Below are 20,644 nucleotides of genomic sequence, written 5' to 3'. Positions count from 1 at the left end.
GTCAGGTGCAATCGCAAATAACCATCCGACCCGCCGTTGAGGCAGACTTCGATGCCATCGCCAGGATCACCCGGGATTCATACCTTGCCGCCGGGTACTTCGACAGCGCAGACCACCCGTACATGCAGCAGATCCAGGAGGTCGCGGCGCGTGCGGCGAAGGCCACCATCTGGGTGGCCGTCCGCGGCGGCGAGGTGGTGGGTTCCGTAACCTTGGCGCTGGCCGGCGAACCCTACGCTGACATAGCGCTGGACGATGAGCTGGAGTTCCGGATGCTGGTGGTGGACCCTGCCGTCCAGCGGAGCGGAGCCGGGCAGGCCATGGTGAAAGCGATCATCGAGCATGCGAGGTCCCTCCCGGGGATCGGGGGCGTGGCGCTGACCACCGGCCGGACCTGGGAGAGCGCTCATGGCCTGTACCGGAAGACGGGCTTCCAACGCGTTCCGGAACGGGACTGGCTGATTCCCGGGACCGACATAAAGCTGATGGTTTACCGGCTCGACGTCTAGCCGCCCTAGAGTGGTGCCGACTCATTTTCAGCACTGAAAGGCCCTCCATGCGCAAGACATTCGGTACCGGCTCCGTCTGGGAACAAACCCTCGGCTACTCCCGGGCCGTCCAAGTCGACAACACTCTCTACATTTCGGCCACAGCCGCAAGCGGTGACAACGGCGTCGTGGGCGAGGACTTCTACACACAGACGCAGTTCATCCTCCAGAAGCTGGGTACGGTCCTGGCCGACGCCGGCTTCGGCCTGGAGGACGTGGTGCAGTCCAAGCTTTACCTCACGGACATCACCAAGTGGGAAGAAGCCGGGCGTGCCCACGGCGAGGTCTTCGGCGACATCCGACCCACCCTTTCCCTGGTGCACGTTCTGCCCTTCCTTGACCCGAAGATGCTGGTGGAGATTGAACTCGTCGCCCAGAAGAGCGAACCCTAAAACGCAGCACGGGTCCAGCCATACCGGGAGCCCGGGCGGCGGCAGTAATGCCAGCCACAGCCTCTGCAGTTATCCACATAAGCGTACTTCCTCCGCCGCGGTGTCTGGCCGCTCTGTGATGCTAGGGCTATGGACAAAACGGCGGCGGCGGATGCGGTGAACGGTGCTGCTTTCCGCCGCGCGGACACCGTTGAACCTTTGGGTTCCGCGCCGGCCGGCGACGCAGATCCCTTGCATCGGGAGTATGACGACTGCCTGAATTCGTTGGCGGAGATCCGTGGTGAGGAGGCACGGTTGGCGGCCCGGAAGGTGCGGGAGGTGGCCCGGTGTGCGGAACTGGCGCGGTCTTTGGCGGCGCCGGGGATGTCGCTGCAGGAGCGGAGCGTGCAGGAGATGTCGCTGGTTGCGGAGTTGGCGGGGGTGTTGACCGTGGGTGAACCGGCGGCCGCGGGGCTGCTTGTGGAGGCCCGGGAGCTGACCACGGCCCTGCCGCTGACGATGGCGGCGTTGGAGATCGGGGCGGTGTCGTGGCAGCATGCCCGGATCATGGTGGACGAGGCCAGCAGCCTCGGGCCCGAGGGTGCGCAGGCGTTGGAAGCGCACTTTTTGGGACCGGATGCGGTAAGCCCGGCGCGGGGCTGTCCGGCCGGGGAACTGGTTCCCGGCCGGTTCCGGGCCAGGGCGCGGCTGTGGCGGGAGCGGCACCACCCGGTGAGTATCGAAAAGCGTTATGCCAAATGCGTGACGGACCGGCGGGTGGTGTTTGCCCCGGACCGGGACGGGATGGCGTGGCTCTCGGCCTATCTGCCGGCCGATACCGCGTCGGGGATCTGGGAGCGGACCACCGCCGCCGCGCGGGCTATGCAGGGCCCCGGCGAGGACCGCACCCTCACCCAGCTCCGCGCCGACAACGCAGCAACCTGGCTCCTGGGCGGGACCTGCACCTCCGATGTCGAGAACATCACCGGAGAAAACCCAAACCAGACAGCTCCGCTCAACGGGGCCGCGGACGGCCTGTCCGCTATGCGGGCCGGCATTGGCGCTGATGGGTTGGCTGGCGGATCCGCCGGCCCGGGCAGTGGCCCCGGCCCGGGCGCCGGCGCCGGTGGGGGTGCTGGTGTGCCGTCGCCGCGGGCGCAGGTGCTGATCACGGTCCCGGTGATGGCTTTACTGGGAGTGACGGAGGAACCGGCGATGCTGGACGGGTACGGGCCGATCCCGCCGTCCATGGCCCGGCGACTGATCGCCGACGGCGCAGACTCCTTCCACCGGGTCCTAATCGACCCGCGCGACGGGGCACCGTTGGAGATCGGCCGGTCCAGCTACCGGGTCACCAAAGCCCAACGCCAATGGCTCAGGCTCCGCGACGGGCGATGCCCCTTCCCGGGCTGTACCAACCAGTCCCTGGATAACGAAGCTGACCATATCCTCGCCTGGGCCGACGGCGGGACCACCGGGGTCTCAAACCTCGGCCAGCCCTGCCACCGCCACCACAGGCTCCGCCACACCACCGCCTGGACACCCACCGAACCCAGCCAAGACACACCACCCGGCTGGATCTCACCCTCCGGACGCCAGTACCAAAGCGAACCACCCGACTGGGAACCACCCACCTGGCCCGACAACCCACCCAGCAGCAATAACAGTTGGACTGGAGAAGTGGCCGGGGGATCAGACGCGCGCTCGGAATGAGTCGATGGAGGATAGTGGGATGGCTACTGCGCCGGCAGCCCGTAGCGGTGTTCCGGCCGCCCGGTGGTTCCGTACCGGAGCTGGATGTCGACCGCGCCGTCGTCCGCCAGCGAGGAGAGATACCGTTGCGCCGTCGCCCGCGAAACCCCCACCCGGGTGGCCACCTCTGCCGCTGAGTACTGTTCGCCCGCAGCCAACGACTCCAGGACTGCAGCCTCGGTGGCGGAACGCGGTTTGGCCGATGGCGTCACATCCCCCGGGATCAGCGCCCGTTTAGCGCGTTCCACAGAGCCTTGGTCCAAAATACCGGGCTGACCGAGCAGCCTGCGGTACCGCGCGTAGGAGCGGAGCTGCTGTGAGAGCGACTCGGACGTGAACGGCTTTAGCAGGTACCCCAGGGCGCCGCGGCGGAACGCCTTCCGGAGCGACTCGGCGTCTGATGCAGCGCTGAGGATGATGGTGTCGAGGTCCAGTTGCTGCAGCAGGTCCAGGCCCGAGGCATCCGGGAGGTACACGTCCAAAAGCACCAGATCGGGACGGAGGCTGTGAATTGCCTGCAGCGCCAGCGACGCCGTACCAACCGGTGCCAAGGCCAGAAACCCGGCCACAGAATCGACGTAGGTCGCGTGCAGCTTGGCCACGTGGAAGTCGTCGTCCACAATCAGCACCCTGAAATCCTCAGGCATCATCATCCTTTTCTGAAATGTCCATCTGGCCCGCAGTCCCGAAACGGGTCCTGTCAGCGGGGTCGGTACGGTTCTCTCCGGCGTCCCCGGCTCGATTTCCGTCGGCGCCAGCGCTCGAATTCTTTGCGGCCGTGGTGCCCGGCAGAGACGCCATGAATACGGCTCCGGGGCCGCCTGGCTTGCCGGCTTCCAGGATGCTGATTTCTCCGCCACGGCGCCTGGCCAGTTTCCGGGCCAACGCAAGGCCCAGGCCTTGGCCGCCGCCCCTCCGGCTACTCCAGTCCAGACCGGCGCCTGCTTCTAGATCGGCGCGGTCCGGACCGTAGCCCGCCTTAAGGCCGTCGCGGTCCAGACCGTCGCCTCCGCCCATCCCAGCACCCGCCACCAAAGCACCACGGCCCGCCAGGCCGGCTGCCCCCGCCGCCGTCGTAAAGCCTTCTGCAAAGACTGCCTCGGGATCCGCCCCGGGAGCCAGCCCGTCGCCGGAGTCGGCGACGACGATGAGGAGGGTCCCGCCGTCGTCGTGCGGTTCGTCCAGTACCTCCACCTCCACCCACCGGTCCGTGGCCGATCCCGCAACTGCTGCGTTCACCGCATTGTCTATGAGGTTACCCAGTACCGTGGTCACATCCTGTGGCTCAGTGACCTGCCCGCGGACCAGGGTTTCCGGCCCAATCCGCAGCGTCACACCGCGCTCGTCAGCCTCCACCCCTTTTGCCCCCACAAAAGCCTGAAGGTAAGGATCCTGGAGCAGCCCGGCCTGGTCCACCGGGAACTTCAGCGGCCCTGTGGCGGCGAGTCCGGCCAGATAGTCGCGGGCCTGCTGGTGCTGCCCGATGCTCATCAGCCCGGCGATGGTGTGCAGCTGGTTCGCGAACTCGTGGCGCTGGGCGCGCAGGGCGGTGGACATGGTGCCCACGGCATCGAGCTGGCGGGTGAGTTGCTGCAGCTCGGTGCGGTCCCGAAGCATGACCACCCAGCCCAGGTCCTCCGTGCGGTGCAGCGCCTTCCGGGCACTCGCCACCAAAACCCGGCCACCCGCCACCAGCTCAATGGCTTCTGCCTCTTCGGCATCCGGTCTGGTCAGGGCAGTGAGCTGGCGGGGAACGGGGGCTCCCGCCCACGACGTCCCCGAGAGGTCAGGCAGGCCAAGGAGGCGCTGGGCGGCTGCATTGAAGACGCTGATCCTGCCGTCGGCCGATACGCCGATGACGCCGTCGTCCACCCCCTGCAGGACTGCCACCTGGTCGTGGACCAGGGTGCTGATCTCCTCAGGTTCCAGGCCCAAAGTGAGTCGCTGGAGCCGGTGCCGCAGCAGGAATGAAGCCAGCGCGCCTGCCAGCAGCGCCCCGGCGGCGGTGAGGCCCACCGGTCCGATATCCCGTTCCAGGCTCTGGCTGACGGTTTCCATGGAGTACCCCACGCTGACCTCGCCCACCACGGTGTCCGTCGCCGGCGCGTAGACAGGCACCTTGGCGCCGGCCGACGGACCCAGCGTGCCGGTATTCCGGGTTGTGATTTCCGCCCCGCCGAGGGCCTCAGTGGGGTCCGTGCTGACCTTTTCACCGAGCCGGTCGGGGTCGGGGTGTGCAAGCCGCAAGCCGGTTTCGTCAGTGATCACCACAAACAGGGCTCCGGTCCGGATCCGCGTCGCCTCGGCGGCCGCCATGAGTGGTCCGGCGCGCAGCTCGGAAGGCGGGGGGGTGCCCGCCCGCTCACTGATGGCCAGTACATCAGCCCGCACGGACGGGTCGGCGGCCACTGCCCGTGCCAGGGTCAGGGCCTGGTTCTCGGCGTCGCGGCCCACCCTGTCATACGTCAACCACGCGTGGACGGCCGTACTCAGGAGCACCACCAGCAGGACTACGCCGAGCTGCAGGAACAGGGTCTGGGTGGAGAACCGAATGTGAGGCTTGTGCCAGGAAGCTGGCATGGTCCTCCTCTCGTAACGTGGTGCGTCCGCCGGAGGGCGTGTGACCCTCCGGGCTGCGGGTTGTCGGCCCGCCGGGTTTGAAACTGCGGGTTGCGGCCCGGCGGGTTGGGGGCCGGCTGGTTCACCGGCCGGACATGAGCAGAATGCGCAAAATGCTTCGAATAAGCAGTATGCCAATCAATTGCGCCAAAGGCACGGCCGTGACGGCGGCCACCCTACAGTCTGTAGCACGCGTCACACCGCTGTGCCGCTGTTCACAATGAAGGAGCCGGCAATGCTGGTATTACTTGGATTCGCCATGATCGCGGTATTCATGGTGCTGATCATGACGAAGAAGTTGACGCCAGTGCTGGCGCTGATCATCGTCCCCACTGTTTTTGGCCTGTTCGCAGGTGCCGGACTGGGCCTTGGCGACATGGTGATGGACTCGATGAAGTCCATGACCTCCACCGCCGCCCTGCTGATGTTCGCCATCATCTACTTCGGCCTGATGATCGATGTCGGGCTCTTTGATCCGTTGGTCCGGTTCATCCTGCGCAAGCTCGGCAACGACCCCGCCAAGGTGGTCCTGGGCACCGCGCTCCTGGCTGCCGCAGTATCCCTCGACGGCGACGGCTCCACTACCTTCATCCTCACCACCGCCGCCATGCTGCCGATCTACCTCCGGCTCAAGATGAGCCCCGTGGTCCTCACCGTCGTGGCCGGCCTGGCCAACGGCACCATGAACATCGTGCCGTGGGGCGGCCCCACCGCCCGCGCTGCCAGCGCCCTGAAGATCGACGTCAACGACGTTTTCGTCCCCATGATCCCGTCACTCATCGCCGGCCTCGCCGTCGTCCTGGTCTTCGCCTGGGTCCTCGGACTGCAGGAGCGCAACCGCCTCCGCTCCACCGCACCGGAAATCTGGGGCGTGCCGTCCTCGGCAGAACCCTTTAGTGCAGAAACGTTCGACGGCGGCACCCCCGCGGGTGCCCCCGCAACCGGCGTTTCGGCAACCGGTGCCCCCGCAACCGGCGCTTCCGGAACCGGCCGTGGACGCAAGGGCGGCAACCCCGGCGGAGCAGCCCCCGCCGTCGAACCTTTCCCGTCCGGTTCCTCCGTGGCTGTCCTGGAACGCACCGATGTCCTCGTGGAGGAAGCCGACGCCAGCATGGCGGGCACCGCCCTGGACCCCAACCGGAGGACCCTCCGCCCCAAACTGCAGTGGTTCAACCTGGGCCTCACCGTGGCTGTCATGGCGGTCCTGGTGGCCAACATCATCCCCCTCCCGTACGTCTTTATGGTGGGCTCGGCCATCGCCCTGCTGGTGAACTTCCCGCATGTCAAGGACCAGGCTGCACAGGTCGTGGCACACGCACCGTCCATCGTTGCCGTGGTCAGCATGGTCATGGCTGCCGCAGTCCTGACCGGCGTACTCAAGGGCACCGGCATGGTTGAGGCCATGTCCGCCTGGCTGGTGCAGATCATCCCGTCCAGCATGGGGCCGCTCATGGCCGTCATTACCGGTCTCCTCAGCATCCCCATGACGTTCTTCATGAGCAATGACGCGTTCTATTTCGGCGTTCTGCCGGTCCTGAGCGAGACGGCTGCGCACTTCGGCATCAGCGGCGCCGAGATGGCCCGCGCCTCCATCACCGGCCAGCCGTTCCACATGCAGAGCCCGCTGGTTCCGGCCATCCTGCTGCTGGTTTCCCTGGCCAAGGTGGACCTGGGCGACCACCACAAGAAGGTCCTGTGGCGCGCCGCCGTGGTTTGCCTCGTCATGTTGGGTGTAGGAATGCTGACCGGAGCCATCGGTATCGGTTAGTCTTATGCTGCCTGTGCCCGGTCCCCGTGACCGGAAGCACGGCACCGAGGTGCCCGTCTGACGCCCGCTGGGGGTCGTCAGACGGGCACTGACGTTTCCCCACTAGACTGGTTCGGAAAACAATCCGAACTTGCAGGGGAGATCCATGGCTGCGATCAACCGTGACGACGTTGCGCACCTCGCGCAGCTCGCTCACATCGAGATGAGTGCTGAAGAGCTGGACAGGATGGCCGGCGAACTCGCCGTCATCGTTGATTCAGTCAAATCCGTGAGTGAAGCCGCCGGTGATGACGTCCCGGCAACCTCCCACCCGATTCCGCTGACCAACGTGTTCCGCGAGGACGTTGTGGGCCACACCCTCACCGCGGAGCAGGCACTCTCGGGAGCTCCGGATTCCGACGAGAACCGTTTCAAGGTCCCGGCAATTCTGGATGAGGCATAGGCATGACTGACAAAAACGAACTGATCCGCCTCTCCGCGGCGCAGCTGGCTGAAAAGCTTCGCGCCGGTGAGATTACCTCCGTCGAGGTCACGCAGGCGTTCCTGGGCCGCATCGCAGCGGTCGACGGCGGCGACCGCGGTGTGAACGCGTTCCTCCACGTCAACGCGGAAGAGGCCCTCGCCGTGGCAGCCGAGGTGGACGCCATCCGCGCCGCCGGCGGCGCAGCAGCCGACGAACTCCACGAACTTGCCGGCGTGCCGATCGCCGTCAAGGACCTCATCGTCACCATCGGCCAGCCCACCACGGCCGGCTCGAAGATCCTCGAGGGCTGGCACAGCCCGTACGATGCCACCGTGGTCAAGCGGCTCCGCGCCGCTAAAATGCCGATCCTCGGCAAGACGAACCTCGACGAGTTCGCCATGGGTTCCTCTACCGAGCACTCCGCGTACGGCCCCACCCGCAACCCCTGGGACCTGGACCGCATCCCCGGCGGGTCCGGCGGCGGGTCGGCAGCCGCCGTCGCAGCTTTCGAAGCACCCCTGGCCCTCGGCACGGACACCGGCGGGTCCATCCGCCAGCCCGGCGCCGTCACAGGCACCGTGGGCGTCAAGCCCACGTACGGGAGCGTCTCCCGCTATGGCGCCATCGCCATGGCCTCCTCGCTGGACCAGATCGGCCCGGTCTCCCGCACCGTGCTGGACTCGGCACTCCTGCACCAGGTCATCGGCGGCCACGATCCGTTCGACTCCACGTCCCTGCCCGAGCCCTTGGATGACCTCGTGGCGGCCGCCCGAACGGGCAACGTCGAGGGCCTGCGGATCGGCATCATCAAGGAACTCCACGGCGAGGGCTACCAGCCCGGCGTCGAGAACCGTTTCAACGATTCCCTGGACCTGCTCAAGGAAGCAGGCGCGGAAATTGTTGAGGTGTCCTGCCCCAACTTCCAGTACGCCCTGGGCGCCTACTATCTGATCATGCCGTCGGAGGCCTCCTCCAACCTGGCCAAGTTCGACGGCGTCCGCTACGGACTGCGTGTCCTCCCCGAGGAGGGACCCCTGACCATCGAACGCGTCATGGGAGCCACCCGCGCCGCGGGCTTCGGTGACGAGGTCAAGCGCCGCATCATCCTGGGCACGTACGCCCTCAGCGCCGGCTACTACGACGCCTACTACGGCTCGGCCCAGAAGGTCCGCACGCTGGTTCAGCGGGACTTCGACGCCGCATTCGCCCAGGCCGATGTGCTGATCTCGCCCACGGCCCCCACCACGGCGTTCAAGCTCGGCGAAAAGCTCAACGACCCCCTGGCGATGTACCTCAACGACGTCGCCACCATCCCCGCCAACCTGGCCGGCGTGCCCGGCCTGACCCTGCCCGGCGGCCTGGCCGACGAGGACAACCTCCCGGTCGGCATCCAGCTCCTGGCGCCGGCCCGCCAGGACGCCCGCCTGTACCGCGTGGGTGCAGTCCTTGAATCACTGCTGGAGGCGAAGTGGGGCGGCCCGCTGCTGACCCAGGCTCCGGAACTGGCCGCTTCGATCGAAACCCAGGAGGCAAAATAATGAGCACCGACGCAACCCTGAGCTTCGAAGAAGCCATGGAGAAGTACGATCCCGTGCTGGGGTTCGAGGTCCACGTGGAACTCAACACCAAGACCAAGATGTTCTCCTCCGCGCCAAACGTCTTCGGTGACGAGCCGAACACCAACGTCAACGAGGTGGACCTGGGCATGCCCGGCGTACTGCCCGTGGTGAACAGGACCGCGATCGAGTCCTCCATCAAGATCGGCCTTGCCCTGAACTGCAAGATCGCCGAGTCCTGCACGTTTGCCCGGAAGCAGTACTTCTACCCGGACACCCCCAAGAACTTCCAGACGTCCCAGTATGAAGATCCCATCGCGTACGACGGCTACCTGGACATCGAACTCTCCGACGGCACCGTCTTCCGCGTTGAAATTGAGCGTGCCCACATGGAAGAGGACGCCGGCAAGCTGACGCACATGGGCGGGTCCGCGGGCCGCATCCAGGGTGCCGACTTCTCCCTGGTGGACTACAACCGCTCCGGTGTGCCCCTGGTGGAAATCGTCACCAAGCCGATCGAGGGCGCCGGAAGCCGGGCCCCGGAACTGGCCAAGGCGTACGTCGCGGCCGTCCGTGAGATCGTCAAGAACCTTGGCGTATCCGACGCGAAGATGGAACGCGGCAACGTCCGTTGCGACGCGAACGTTTCGCTCCGCCCGCACGGCCGCGAACGCTTCGGCATCCGCTCCGAGACGAAGAACGTGAACTCGCTGCGCGCCGTCGAACACGCCGTCCGCTACGAGATCCAGCGGCACGCCGCCGTCCTGGACTCCGGCGAGCCGGTCACGCAGGAAACGCGCCACTGGCACGAGGACACCCGCACGACGACGTCGGGCCGGGCGAAGTCCGACGCTGACGATTACCGTTACTTCCCGGAGCCGGACCTGGTTCCGATTGTTGCATCCCGCGAATGGGTGGAGGAGCTTCGCGCCACCCTGCCCGAGCCCCCCGCGGCCCGCCGCAAGCGCCTCCAGGCCGACTGGGGTTACTCGGACCTGGAATTCCGCGACGTGGTCAACGCCGGCGTCATGGATGAGATCGAGGAAACCATCGCCGCCGGCGCCACGGCAACAGTGGCCCGCAAGTGGTGGATGGGCGAGATCGTTGGCCGGGCCAAAAACGCCGACGTCGATCCAGGCCAGCTGGGCGTGCAGCCGGCCACCATCGTTGAGCTGAACAAGATGGTGGAAGACGGCAAGATCAACAACAAGATGGCCACCGAGGTCCTCGACGGCGTCCTGGCCGGCGAAGGCACCCCGGCGGAAATCGTGGAAAAGCGCGGACTGGCTGTTGTCTCCGACGACGGCCCCCTGCTCGAAGCCATCGACGCCGCCCTCGCCGCGCAGCCCGACGTCGCGGAGAAGATCCGCGGCGGCAAGCTGCAGGCCATCGGCGCGATCGTTGGCGGCGTCATGAAGGCCACCCGCGGCCAGGCAGATGCCGCCCGCGTGCGTGAGCTGATCCTGGAAAAGCTGGGAGTGGAAGGCTAAGCGGAAGCCTCCGGTTAAGCGCCCGTTTTAACCCAACTGGGTCGCAGTAGATGTTGTTTTGAGCGCTCAGAACGACATCTACTGCGACCCAGTTGGGCGTTAAGTACATCCTTGGCCGCTGGCGCCACCTACCCGTGTGCAACGGCACGGGCCCGTCCTACACTGAAGATCCAGGGCGACGATGCCCTGCGTACGGTGCGGGAGGTCTGGCCATGTCAGTTCGGGAGCCGATGAGGCTGCGCAAGGCACTCCTGGCCGGAATGGTGGCGCTGGCACTGACCGGCGCGGGCACGGCGATAGCCTGGTCGGCCGCTGACTCACCGTCCCCGTCCCCTTCCGCTCCGTCGCCGTCCCCGTCCGCGTCGGGGAAAGCCGGCGATCCGGGCGCCGGGAAGACGAACAAAGCCCAGCGCCCGCAGTATCTCCATGGCGAAAGCGTGGTGAAGAAGGCGGACGGGACTTTCGAAACGCTCCTGACCCAGCAGGGCACGGTGGAATCCGTCAGTGCCAGTTCGGTCACCGTGAAGAGCGCGGACGGTTTCACCCAGGCCTACGCTGTCAACGCTGACACCGCGATCACCAAGGTCCCCTCTCCTGCCGCGGACGGTTCAACCGCAAAGGGCGACGACGGCAAGCGGCTTAAGCCAGGAAAGGCCGCCATCGGGGACATCTCCACAGGTCAGTCGGTCCGGATCTCCGGTGTGAAAAGCGGCAGCGACGTCACCGCACTCCGGATCGTCGAGGGTACGCCCGCCGCTCCTGGCAAAGGGCTTGGCCTGGGTAAGGGACAGAGCAAGGGCCACAGCCAGGGTCACAGCCACGGACAGGGCCAGGGACAGGGCAAGCTCAACGACGACACGTCCAACTCCTAACTGCTACCTACTTGGGTCGGCAGCGCGCAGTGTCAGCAGCGCGCTTTTGTCAGCACCGAGCGGCGTCAGCCCTGCTCCACCAGTCCGGTCATGATCGCCTGCAGCGCCTCGCACACGATCATCACGGACCGGCGTTTCAGGTTTTCCGGACGGGCCAGGATGTCGATCCGGCGCCGCGTGCTGATGCCTTCGAGCGGCCGCAGCACAATACCCGGGTTGAGGACCGGCCGCGCGGTATGCCGCGGCAGCAGGCCCACCACTCCGCCTGAGGCAACCAGCGCCGCGACGGTGGAGTAATCGTTGATCCGGTGGACAATGTTCAGTTCCTTGCTGGAGACGGCCGCGACGGCGGACAGCACATCCGCGGGGGAGTAGCCGGTGTGGCTAGTCACCCAAGGTTCGCCCACGACGTCGGCCGCTGTGACCGTGTCCTGTCCTGCAAGGCGGTGGTCCGCGGGGAGGGCCACATCCAGCGGTTCGTGCGCCAGCGGGATGACCGCCACACGCTCTTCAGGCCAGCGCGGACTGTGGTCCATTCGGTGCGCCAGCACCAGGTCGTAGCGTGCGGTGAGTCCGGGGAAATCCTGCTGGGCCACGTCCTCGTCGGAGAGCTGGATCCTCGGCTGGTCCGGAGCATCGAGCAGCCGCGCAAGCGGAGCGAACAGTGCCTGCCCCGCGCTGTGGAAGCCGCTGAGCGTCACCGGCGCCACGGGGGATCCGTGGTAGGCGCCGATCGCCGTGCGGGCATCCGCCATGGCGCTCACGACGGCGGCGCCCGCGTCGGCGAGCACCTGTCCGGCTTCGGTGAGCACCAGGTTCCGCCCCTCTTTCTGCGTCAGCGGCACCTCCACATCGCGCTGGAGCATGGCCAGTTGCTGGGACACGGCAGAGGGCGTCACCATCAGGGTCTCGGCGACTGCCTTCACGCTGCCCAGGGCACCGAGCTCGCGGAGGATTTCCAGCTGATGAATTTCCATCCGTCCAGTCTATGCATTAGCTGCAGCTTCATCGTCGATTGAGAAAATACTGCTTGTGCTAATGCTTTGGAATGGCTCTAATGAAGATAAGTTTTCCGCCGCGCAGGAAGCGTGGCGGCCGCCAAGAGTCAGGAAGCCAATGAAGGCCCTCTACAAGTCAGGCGCCCACCCAGGGTTCGAACTGGTTGACCGCCCGGAGCCCGAAGCAGGCCCCAACGACGTCAAGATCCGGGTCATGACCACCGGCATCTGCGGCACGGACCTGCACATCCAATCGTGGGACGCCTGGGCGCAGGGAATGATCGAAGCGCCGCTGATCGCCGGCCATGAGTTCTATGGCGAAGTGGTGGAGACGGGCGAGGACGTCCGGGATGTCAAGGTGGGGGACCGGGTGTCCGGCGAAGGCCACGTGGTCTGCGGCATCTGCCGCAACTGCCGCGCCGGCCGCCGCCAGATGTGCATCCACACGGTCAGCGTCGGCGTGCAGCGCGACGGCGCCTTCGCCGAGTACGTGGTCATCCCCGAGACCAACGTGTGGGTCCATCACGATCCCTCCGTCACCCCGGAGCTGGGCGCCATCTTCGATCCGTTCGGCAACGCCGTGCACACCGCACTCAGTTTCCCGCTGGTGGGCGAGGATGTGCTCATCACCGGCGCCGGCCCGATCGGCCTCATGGCCATCGCGGTGGCCCGCCACGCCGGGGCGCGCAAGATTGCCATCACCGATGTGTCAGGGCCCCGGCTGGACCTGGCCCGCCAGCTGGGTGTGGACCTGGCCATCGACGTCTCCAAGACCCGGGTCCGCGACGCCCAGCGTGAACTGGGCATGCGTGAAGGCTTCGACATCGGCATGGAAATGTCCGGCCACCCCACGGCGCTGCCTGAGATGATCGACAACATGAACCACGGCGGCCGGATTGCCATGCTTGGCCTGCCCAGCCAGGACATCACCATCGACTGGGGCAAGGTTGTCACGCACATGCTCACGCTCAAAGGCATTTACGGCCGGGAGATGTACGAGACCTGGTATGCCATGAGCGCCATGCTGTCCTCCAACCCGGTGCTGCACGCCGGTGTCTCGGCGGTGGTCACGGACAAGCTCCCCGCCGCAGAGTGGGAAAAAGGCTTCGAGATAGCACGCGCCGGCGTCGGCGGAAAAGTTGTCCTCGACTGGACAGAACTCTAAGGAGCATCATGTACACCGCCATCAAAGACCAGCTCCAGGCCGAACTGGACGAGATCCGCACCGCCGGGCTCTTCAAGACCGAACGCAGCATCAACTCCCCGCAGTCCAGCCACGTTACAGCCGGCCAGATCGGCCAGCCCGGCGCCCCGGTCCTGAACTTCTGCGCCAACAACTACCTGGGCCTCGCCGACCATCCGGACATCATCGCCGCGGCAAAGGACGCCATGGACACGCGCGGCTTCGGCATGGCCAGTGTCCGGTTCATCTGCGGCACCCAGGACCTCCACCTCGAGCTGGAGGCCAGGGTCTCCAGGTTCCTGGGGACCGAGGACACCATCCTGTTCTCCAGCTGCTTCGACGCCAACGGGGGTGTCTTCGAGTCCTTGTTCGGGCCGGAGGACGCCATCATCTCTGACGCCCTGAACCACGCCTCCATCATCGACGGCATCCGGCTCTGCAAGGCACAACGGTTCCGCTACGCCAACCAGGACATGGCGGACCTCGAGGCCAAGCTCGTGGCGGCCTCGACACAGGAGAAGCCTGCCCGGCGCAAAATCATCGTCACCGACGGCGTGTTCTCCATGGACGGCTACCTCGCGCCCCTCGAAGCCATCTGCGACCTCGCCGACAAGTACGACGCCCTGGTCATGGTGGACGATTCCCACGCCGTCGGGTTCATGGGCGCCACCGGAGCCGGTACGCCCGAGCACGCCGGGGTGTCGCACCGGGTGGACATCTATACCGGAACATTCGGCAAGGCCCTCGGCGGTGCGTCCGGCGGCTACGTGTCCGGGCGCCGCGAGGTCGTGGCCATGCTGCGCCAGAAGGCCAGGCCCTACCTGTTTTCCAACTCGCTCGCCCCGGCAATTGTGGCCGCGACCATCAAAGCCCTGGACCTCGTGGAGAATTCTGGCGAGCTGCGGAGCAAACTCTTCGAGAACGCAGCGCTGTTCCGCCGCCGGATGACCGAGGAAGGCTTTGAACTCCTGGACGGTGAACATGCCATCGTTCCGGTGATGTTCGGTGATGCTGTGATGGCCGCAAAGATTGCGGACCAGATGCTGCAGCACGGCGTTTTCGTCACTGCGTTCAGCTTCCCCGTGGTCCCGCGTGGTGCCGCCCGCATCCGCGTGCAGCTTTCCGCCTCGCATTCAGCGGACGACGTCGAAACGTGCGTGAGTGCCTTCGTCGCCAGCCGTGCGGCGGTAGCGGGCTAGCCAAACACGCAAACAAAGAGTCAGGAATCCAGGCGCGGCAGCCGGGCAACTCTGCAAAGATGGAGCCATGGCAGCCCATTATGATGTCCTGATCGTCGGCGGCGGCATCGCAGGCCTCTCCCTGGCGTCCGCACTCGCCGGCAAATGTTCCGTGGCCCTGGTCGAAGCCGAACAGGAGTTGGCGCACCACACCTCCTCCCGTTCGGCCCGGCAATTGATCCCCAGCTATGGCCCCGCCGTCGTCCAGGAACTGACCCGCCGCACGCTCCACCTGATGGCGGCCCGGGACGCGGAACTGCCGCACCCCGTCCTGTCGCCGCGCAGTTTTATGCTGATCGGGACCGAGGAGTCCGTTGTGGCTGAGGCCAGCGGCGAGATGAAACGCATTACCCACGCCGAGGGCCCTGGAGCTGTGCCCTGCGTTGGTGCCGGAGTCGTTCGCCGCCGCCGGCCTCGATTCCGGCTCGTTCGGTTGCGATGCCCCGGTGCTGCTGGCCGACCACCGGCAGTTGGCCGAAGCCGCCGGCGCAGCCATCATCACCGGCGCCCGCGTGCATTCCGCCCAAAGGCTGGGCTCGGGATGGCAAGTCGGCGCCGGCCAAGAGGGGTTCGAGGCCGCGGTGATGGTCAACGCAGCCGGCGCCTGGGCTGACGAGGTCGCCGTCATCAGCGGCGTGGAGAAGCTCGGACTGCAGCCGTACCGGCGCACTGCGGCGATTGCCGGCGTCGAACACTCACTTCCGGAGCACAGCCCCATGGTTGCGGCGGCAGACAAGTCGTTCTACTTCCGGCGGGAGGGCGACGGCGTGCTGATCTCGCCGTCGGAAGCGGTGCCCAGCGGCCCCGAGGACGCGCAGCCGCGGCCCGGTGATGTCGAGCGCCTGGTCGCGAAGCTGAACCAGGTGACCACTCTCGGAATCAGCGGTGTCCGCAGTGCGTGGACGGGTCTCCGGACGGAGGCGGCCGACGGCATACCGGTGGCAGGGTTCGATGCCGAGGCGCCCGGGTTCTACTGGCTCGCAGGCCAGGGCGGGTACGGCTTCCAGACGTCCGCGGCGATGGCGGAGTTGGCGGCAGCCCAAATTCTGGCCGGACAGGGCACCGGGCACGGAACAGGGCACGGAACCGGACAAGGCACAGCGGAGGGCCCAGGGCATGGCACGGAACCAAGCGCAGGCGGCGGGGCCGGTCCGGAATCCCGGACAGCGGAGGCGCTGGCGGCCACCCGCTGGTCCATCCGGCGCTGAAGAATGGTGCCATGAGCACCCTGATCACCAACATCGCCGAACTGATGACGCAGGACCTGGAGCACCGGGTCCTGAAAAACGCCGCCATAGTGATCGAGGGTGAGCGGATCGCCTGGCTGGGCGCCGCCAGCGACGCTCCCGCCGCAGATGATGAAGTGGACGCCGGCGGCCGGGCCGTGCTCCCCGGCTGGGTGGATTCCCACACGCACCTCGTCTTCGCCGGCGACCGCACCGCCGAGTTCGAGGCACGGATGGCGGGGGAGACCTACTCCGCGGGCGGCATTGCCGTGACGGTGGACGCCACCCGGCAGACCTCCGACTATGACCTCACCAGGCTTGCCATGGCGCGGGTGTCCGAGGCCGTCGCCCAGGGCACCACGTACCTGGAAACAAAAACCGGCTACGGGCTGGACGTTGAGCAGGAGGCGCGCAGCGCCAGGATCGCCTCCACGGTGGCTGACGAAGTCACCTACCTCGGCGCGCACCTGGTGCCGGCAGGGTCGGACCCGGATGCCTACACCGACCTTGTCTGCGGGCCCATGCTGGACGCCGTGCGGCCCTATGTCCGCTGGGCGGATGTCTTCTGCGAGGAAGGGGCCTTCACCGCGGAACAGTCCCGCCGGGTGCTGGCCGCCTCCCGGGCTGCCGGACTCGGAATACGGGTTCACGGCAACCAGCTCGGCATCGGGCCGGGTGTCCGCCTGGCGGTGGAGCTGGACGCGGCGAGCGTGGACCACGTGAACTACCTGGCGCCCGCTGATGTCGCGGCGCTCGCGGACAGCTGGGCGGGTTGGGATGCCGCGGCAGGCACCGGGCGGCGGGGGACCGTAGCCACCTGCCTGCCGGCCTGCGACCTGTCCACGAGGCAGCCGCTGGCGTCCGGGCGTGAGCTGCTGGATGCGGGGGTTCAGGTGGCGCTGGCCTCCAACGCCAACCCCGGTACTTCCTACACCAGTTCCATGGCGTTCTGTGTGGCCACGGCCGTGCTGCAGATGCGCCTCAGTGTCCACGAGGCCGTGCGTGCCGCGACGTACGGAGGCGCGCTTGCGCTGCACCGGGAAACAGGGAACGACGCCGACGGCGAGCGTGCGGTGGGATCCCTCGCCGTCGGGCACCGGGCGGATCTGCACATGTTGAACGCACCGTCCGCCACGCATCTCGCCTACCGTCCGGGCATGCCGCTCACGCACGCTGTCTGGCGGGCCGGCGTTCGGGCCCGCTAACCGGCTGCCGGTACGCCGGAAACGCTCTAAAATCGGGTGTCGGCTAGAGACCGCTGATGCGCCAAAATGACGTCATATGATCGTTTGGGTCTGATATGATCAGAAAACGTCACATTTTGGTGATCGTTTGACGTTGAAAGGCCCCATGACCCGCACTGACCGCCTGACGGCCATCCTGGATATCCTCGCAAGAACCGGCCAGGTTGAGGTCGAGGAGATCGTCACCCAGCTGGGCGTCTCGCCAGCTACAGCGCGGCGGGACCTGGACAGCCTGGCCAACCGGCGGCTGCTGACGCGGACCCGGGGCGGGGCCACCATCGGGGCCCTGGCCTACGACCTGCCCGGGCGCTACAACCGTGACGACCATGCCGAAGCCAAGGAACAGATTGCCCAGGCTGCCTCGGCCCTGATTTCACCGGGCGCCGTGATCGGGCTCTGTGGCGGTACCACCAGCACCGCCCTCGCACAGATCCTGGCGACCCGTGAGGACCTCAACGCTCCGGCGAACCAGCCCACACTGACGGTGGTTACCAACGCCATCAACATCGCTTCGCAGCTGGCCGTCCGGCCCAACATCAAGGTCATGGTGACAGGGGGCATCCTGAATCCGCGCTCGTATGAGCTGGTGGGGCCGTATACGGACATCATCATGCAGAAGGTGGTCTTGGACATCGCGTTCATCGGTGTGAACGGCATCGACCCCGTGGTGGGGCCCACCAATACCGGCGAAGGCGAAGCATCGGTAAACGCCCTCCTTGCCAGCCGTGCCCGGATTTCCTACGTACTGGCCGACTCGTCCAAGGTGGGGGTCAGGGCCTTCGCGACCATGGACGGCTACGAGTTCAGCCGGTTGATTACCGATGCCGGCATCTCAGCGGACGCCAAGGCAGCCTTCGAGGCCAACGGCACCGAGGTGATTGTGGCGCCACAGCAGCCGCACTAGTACATGACGGGCGGCGCATCGAGGACAGTCTCGTCCACCCGCCGGTCCACCCACTGGGTGAACGGAGTATCGAGTTCATACTTGCCGAGTTCAGTGCGCACCAGGGTACGGACCTCGGCGTTGTTCGGGTTGTTAAGGCTCTCAAAATACTCCACGGACCAGTGGAACCAGCGCATGCAGAACAGCCGCATGGTGAGGCCGTGGGTTACCAGCAGGGCATTCGGGGCGTAGTCGGGCTTGGACCAGTGCCGGTGCAGGGTCTCCATGAAGGATGAGATCCGGTCGTAGACGTCCGAGCCGGATTCGCCCTCCCGGAACCGGTAGAAGAAATGGCCGTAGGCGTTGCGGAGCTCCTTCTGGTCCTCGATCTCGTCGCTGATCTGGAAGTTGGCCCAGTCCTGTTCGCGGAGCCTCGGCTCCTCGATTACACGCTCCGTGAGATGACCCAGTTTGAGGGCCTCCAAGGTCTGGTAGGCCCGCAGGTAGGGGGATACGTAGACACACACCTGCCGGCCGTCCAGTTCCCGGCGGATCCGTTCGCCGGCCGCCGCGGCCTGGACCAGGCCCAGGGGAGTCAGCGGAATCCGATAGTCCGGGATCCGGTTATAGATGGTGGTATCCACGTTGGCCGCGGACTGGCCGTGCCGGATCATGATGATTTTCCCTGGCTCGCTCATAAGGCCCAAGCATAAGTGTCGGAACCCCTGCGCGGGCGCGGGCGCCCTCCGACGCAGCGGGTGTCACGTAACCAGCAAAGAACCAGTAACTGCAGGCAAGATGGAACCATGTTGGTTCCCTCCCGCCGTCGGTTGCGGTTTGAAGTCTGGATTGTGCTGGGGCTGTCCCTGGGACAGTCAGCCGTTTATTCAGTGGTGCAGTTGCTGGACAAGATGTCGCGGGCGCCGCTGGCCGAGGGAACGTCCACGCTGAACCAGTCGCGGAGTTCGCGCGAATACTTTGACCTCACCTACCAGTTGCTGGATATCGTTTTTGCGCTGGTGCCCGTCCTGCTGGTCATCTACTTCCTTACCGACCAGCGCCAGACGGCCACGGGCGCGGGCACGGCCACGGGCGCGGGCACGCCGGGGAGATCGGCCTTCCAGAAACTGGGGTTCAATTTCGCCCGGCCCGGCCGCGACCTGCTGCAGGGCCTGGGCCTGGCAGCGCTTATCGGGATTCCGTCGCTGGGACTCTACGCCGCAGGCCGTGCGCTGGGGATCACCACAGCCATCATCCCCAGCGCCCTGGATGCCCACTGGTGGACCATTCCTGTCCTGATTCTCTCCGCGCTGAGGCATGCAGTGGTGGAGGAAGTCATTGTGGTGGGCTACCTGCTGGACCGGTTCGGCAAGTTCGGCTGGAGCGTTCCGCTGGCGATTTTCACCAGCGCCGTGCTTCGGGGCAGTTACCACCTCTACCAGGGGTTCGGGCCCTTCATCGGCAACGCGGTCATGGGGGTGGTGTTCGCCTGGCTCTACACCAGGACGAAGCGGGTCATGCCACTGGTGGTCGCGCACGCGCTGCTGGACATCGTCGCGTTTGTGGGCTTCAGCCTCTTTGGCCGGGCGGTAGGCCTGGGCTGAAAAGTAATTCGGCCGCCATCAGCGGGTGACGGCGTTGGCACCTGCTGATAGCGGCCGAAGATGGAATCCGGGCGACGCTGCCCGGGCGACCGGAAACCGGTCAGGAAGGGATCGTCAGATGGTGACTGCCCCCGTGGCAGTTTCGAAGGTCACGGACAGGATGCCCGGCGTTCCCTTAGGGGCGACCCACTCAACAGCCACGTCCTCCAGGGGCTTCTCGACGGGTTCCCCGAGCCATTCGGTCACGCGTTCGGCAGAGCCGGCGATAGTCAGGCAACTCATCTTGACGTTGCTTTCGTAAGCGTTGGACGGGTGGAGGGCGGGGTCGCCTTCCCACTTGAGCATGTACGGAACCTGCGGGTCCGCGATGAGGCCCAGGATCCCGATCTGCTTCCAGATCAGCTCGCGGCCGTCGGGAAACTTCCGGTTTCCATTGACGGCGGCCCGGCCCAGGCGTTCTTCGAAGGGGGCGAGATCGTCCACTTCGACGCACCAGCCCATCCAGCCGCCGCCGGCTTCGGAGCGGGCCCGGACGGCCTGGCCAAAGGGAGCTTTGTCCGAGGCGGGGTGGTTCAGGACCTCTACAACTTCCAGGTACTTGTGGCCGGCGAGCGGAATGATCATGTTCCGGGTTCCGAAACGGGGATGCACTCCACCCTTCACGGCTTCAACGCCGAGGGCAGACGAAATACGTTCGGTGGTGGCAACGAGGCCATCTTGTTCACAGGCGTAAGAGACGTGATCCATGCGCATGCCATCATCTTGGCACTTTGTGATGTCCCTCTCAGCTAAGGGTAGCCTTACCCGGTTTTTTGTTTCGTTCCCGGCG

Annotated in this window: 18 protein-coding genes and 1 pseudogene; 14 read left to right on the top strand and 5 right to left on the bottom strand. The window is 66.3% G+C overall.

The window, feature by feature from the left end; genetic code table 11:
* The first annotated feature begins 5 nt into the window (after positions 1-5).
* The 3 genes from NQJ30_RS09625 (at position 6) to NQJ30_RS09615 (ending at position 2,632) form a co-directional block, all read left to right on the top strand.
* Complete coding sequence (locus tag NQJ30_RS09625) at positions 6-509, top strand: GNAT family N-acetyltransferase (protein ID WP_255769691.1); 504 nt, start codon at positions 6-8, stop codon at positions 507-509.
* A 47-nt stretch (positions 510-556) separates the two neighbouring features.
* Complete coding sequence (locus tag NQJ30_RS09620) at positions 557-940, top strand: RidA family protein (RefSeq protein ID WP_255769690.1); 384 nt, start codon at positions 557-559, stop codon at positions 938-940.
* A 129-nt stretch (positions 941-1,069) separates the two neighbouring features.
* Positions 1,070-2,632 carry an HNH endonuclease signature motif containing protein gene (locus tag NQJ30_RS09615; protein ID WP_255769689.1) on the top strand — a complete coding sequence of 521 codons (1,563 nt, stop codon included), beginning with the start codon at positions 1,070-1,072 and terminating at the stop codon, positions 2,630-2,632.
* Positions 2,633-2,655: 23 nt separating this feature from the next.
* Here the strand turns inward: NQJ30_RS09615 and NQJ30_RS09610 are convergent, their stop codons facing one another.
* Positions 2,656-3,318 carry a response regulator gene (locus tag NQJ30_RS09610; protein WP_255769688.1) on the bottom strand — a complete coding sequence of 221 codons (663 nt, stop codon included), beginning with the start codon at positions 3,316-3,318 and terminating at the stop codon, positions 2,656-2,658.
* Entirely contained in the window at positions 3,311-5,251 is a 1,941-nt protein-coding gene (locus NQJ30_RS09605; RefSeq protein WP_255769687.1) for a sensor histidine kinase, read from the bottom strand. Before NQJ30_RS09605 ends, NQJ30_RS09610 begins: the two co-directional genes overlap by 8 nt.
* Positions 5,252-5,525: 274 nt before the next feature.
* Here NQJ30_RS09605 and NQJ30_RS09600 point away from each other — a divergent pair, with 274 nt between their 5' ends.
* The 5 genes from NQJ30_RS09600 (at position 5,526) to NQJ30_RS09580 (ending at position 11,439) form a co-directional block, all read left to right on the top strand.
* Positions 5,526-7,058, top strand: a complete 1,533-nt coding sequence (locus NQJ30_RS09600) for a CitMHS family transporter (protein ID WP_255769686.1) — start codon at positions 5,526-5,528, stop codon at positions 7,056-7,058.
* A 145-nt stretch (positions 7,059-7,203) separates the two neighbouring features.
* Positions 7,204-7,500, top strand: a complete 297-nt coding sequence (gene gatC, locus NQJ30_RS09595; protein WP_255769685.1) for an Asp-tRNA(Asn)/Glu-tRNA(Gln) amidotransferase subunit GatC — start codon at positions 7,204-7,206, stop codon at positions 7,498-7,500.
* Between the two features lie 2 nt (positions 7,501-7,502).
* The gene (gene gatA, locus NQJ30_RS09590; RefSeq protein WP_255769684.1) at positions 7,503-9,059 is read left to right on the top strand and encodes an Asp-tRNA(Asn)/Glu-tRNA(Gln) amidotransferase subunit GatA; all 1,557 of its coding nucleotides are present in this window, start codon (positions 7,503-7,505) and stop codon (positions 9,057-9,059) included.
* On the top strand, positions 9,059-10,567 hold the full coding sequence (gatB, locus tag NQJ30_RS09585; RefSeq protein WP_255769683.1) for an Asp-tRNA(Asn)/Glu-tRNA(Gln) amidotransferase subunit GatB: 1,509 nt from the start codon (positions 9,059-9,061) through the stop codon (positions 10,565-10,567). Before gatA ends, gatB begins: the two co-directional genes overlap by 1 nt.
* Before the next feature lie 212 nt (positions 10,568-10,779).
* A complete protein-coding gene (locus NQJ30_RS09580) occupies positions 10,780-11,439 on the top strand; it encodes a hypothetical protein (RefSeq protein WP_255769682.1) in 660 nt (219 codons plus the stop codon).
* A 65-nt stretch (positions 11,440-11,504) separates the two neighbouring features.
* On the opposite strand, the gene NQJ30_RS09575 is transcribed toward NQJ30_RS09580, so the two are convergent.
* Positions 11,505-12,416: a LysR family transcriptional regulator gene (locus NQJ30_RS09575; RefSeq protein WP_255769681.1), complete on the bottom strand. Its 912-nt coding sequence runs from the start codon at positions 12,414-12,416 to the stop codon at positions 11,505-11,507.
* Between the two features lie 139 nt (positions 12,417-12,555).
* Here NQJ30_RS09575 and tdh point away from each other — a divergent pair, with 139 nt between their 5' ends.
* The 5 genes and pseudogenes from tdh (at position 12,556) to NQJ30_RS09550 (ending at position 18,232) form a co-directional block, all read left to right on the top strand.
* On the top strand, positions 12,556-13,602 hold the full coding sequence (gene tdh / locus NQJ30_RS09570; protein WP_255769680.1) for an L-threonine 3-dehydrogenase: 1,047 nt from the start codon (positions 12,556-12,558) through the stop codon (positions 13,600-13,602).
* 8 nt (positions 13,603-13,610) lie between these two features.
* Positions 13,611-14,819 (top strand): glycine C-acetyltransferase, encoded by a 1,209-nt coding sequence (locus tag NQJ30_RS09565; protein ID WP_255769679.1) that lies wholly within the window; start codon positions 13,611-13,613, stop codon positions 14,817-14,819.
* Positions 14,820-14,886: 67 nt separating this feature from the next.
* A pseudogene (locus NQJ30_RS09560) lies at positions 14,887-15,838 on the top strand (NAD(P)/FAD-dependent oxidoreductase); the annotation flags it as partial.
* A 239-nt stretch (positions 15,839-16,077) separates the two neighbouring features.
* Positions 16,078-17,289: an imidazolonepropionase gene (hutI, locus tag NQJ30_RS09555; RefSeq protein ID WP_255769678.1), complete on the top strand. Its 1,212-nt coding sequence runs from the start codon at positions 16,078-16,080 to the stop codon at positions 17,287-17,289.
* Between the two features lie 145 nt (positions 17,290-17,434).
* Complete coding sequence (locus NQJ30_RS09550) at positions 17,435-18,232, top strand: DeoR/GlpR family DNA-binding transcription regulator (RefSeq protein ID WP_255769676.1); 798 nt, start codon at positions 17,435-17,437, stop codon at positions 18,230-18,232.
* Here the strand turns inward: NQJ30_RS09550 and NQJ30_RS09545 are convergent.
* Positions 18,229-18,909: a histidine phosphatase family protein gene (locus tag NQJ30_RS09545; protein ID WP_255769674.1), complete on the bottom strand. Its 681-nt coding sequence runs from the start codon at positions 18,907-18,909 to the stop codon at positions 18,229-18,231. The two genes, NQJ30_RS09550 and NQJ30_RS09545, sit on opposite strands and share 4 nt — an antisense overlap.
* A 108-nt stretch (positions 18,910-19,017) precedes the next feature.
* On the opposite strand from NQJ30_RS09545, the gene NQJ30_RS09540 reads away from it, so the two are divergent.
* Positions 19,018-19,815, top strand: coding sequence for a CPBP family intramembrane glutamic endopeptidase (locus NQJ30_RS09540; protein ID WP_255769672.1), 798 nt, complete (start codon positions 19,018-19,020; stop codon positions 19,813-19,815).
* Positions 19,816-19,929: 114 nt separating this feature from the next.
* On the opposite strand, the gene NQJ30_RS09535 is transcribed toward NQJ30_RS09540, so the two are convergent.
* Positions 19,930-20,568: a VOC family protein gene (locus NQJ30_RS09535; protein WP_164201275.1), complete on the bottom strand. Its 639-nt coding sequence runs from the start codon at positions 20,566-20,568 to the stop codon at positions 19,930-19,932.
* Between the last annotated feature and the right edge of the window lie 76 nt (positions 20,569-20,644).

Source organism: Pseudarthrobacter sulfonivorans (assembly GCF_024391045.1).
GTDB classification, from domain to species: domain Bacteria; phylum Actinomycetota; class Actinomycetes; order Actinomycetales; family Micrococcaceae; genus Arthrobacter; species Arthrobacter sulfonivorans_B.
This window is presented reverse-complemented; position numbering and strand designations above follow the sequence as displayed.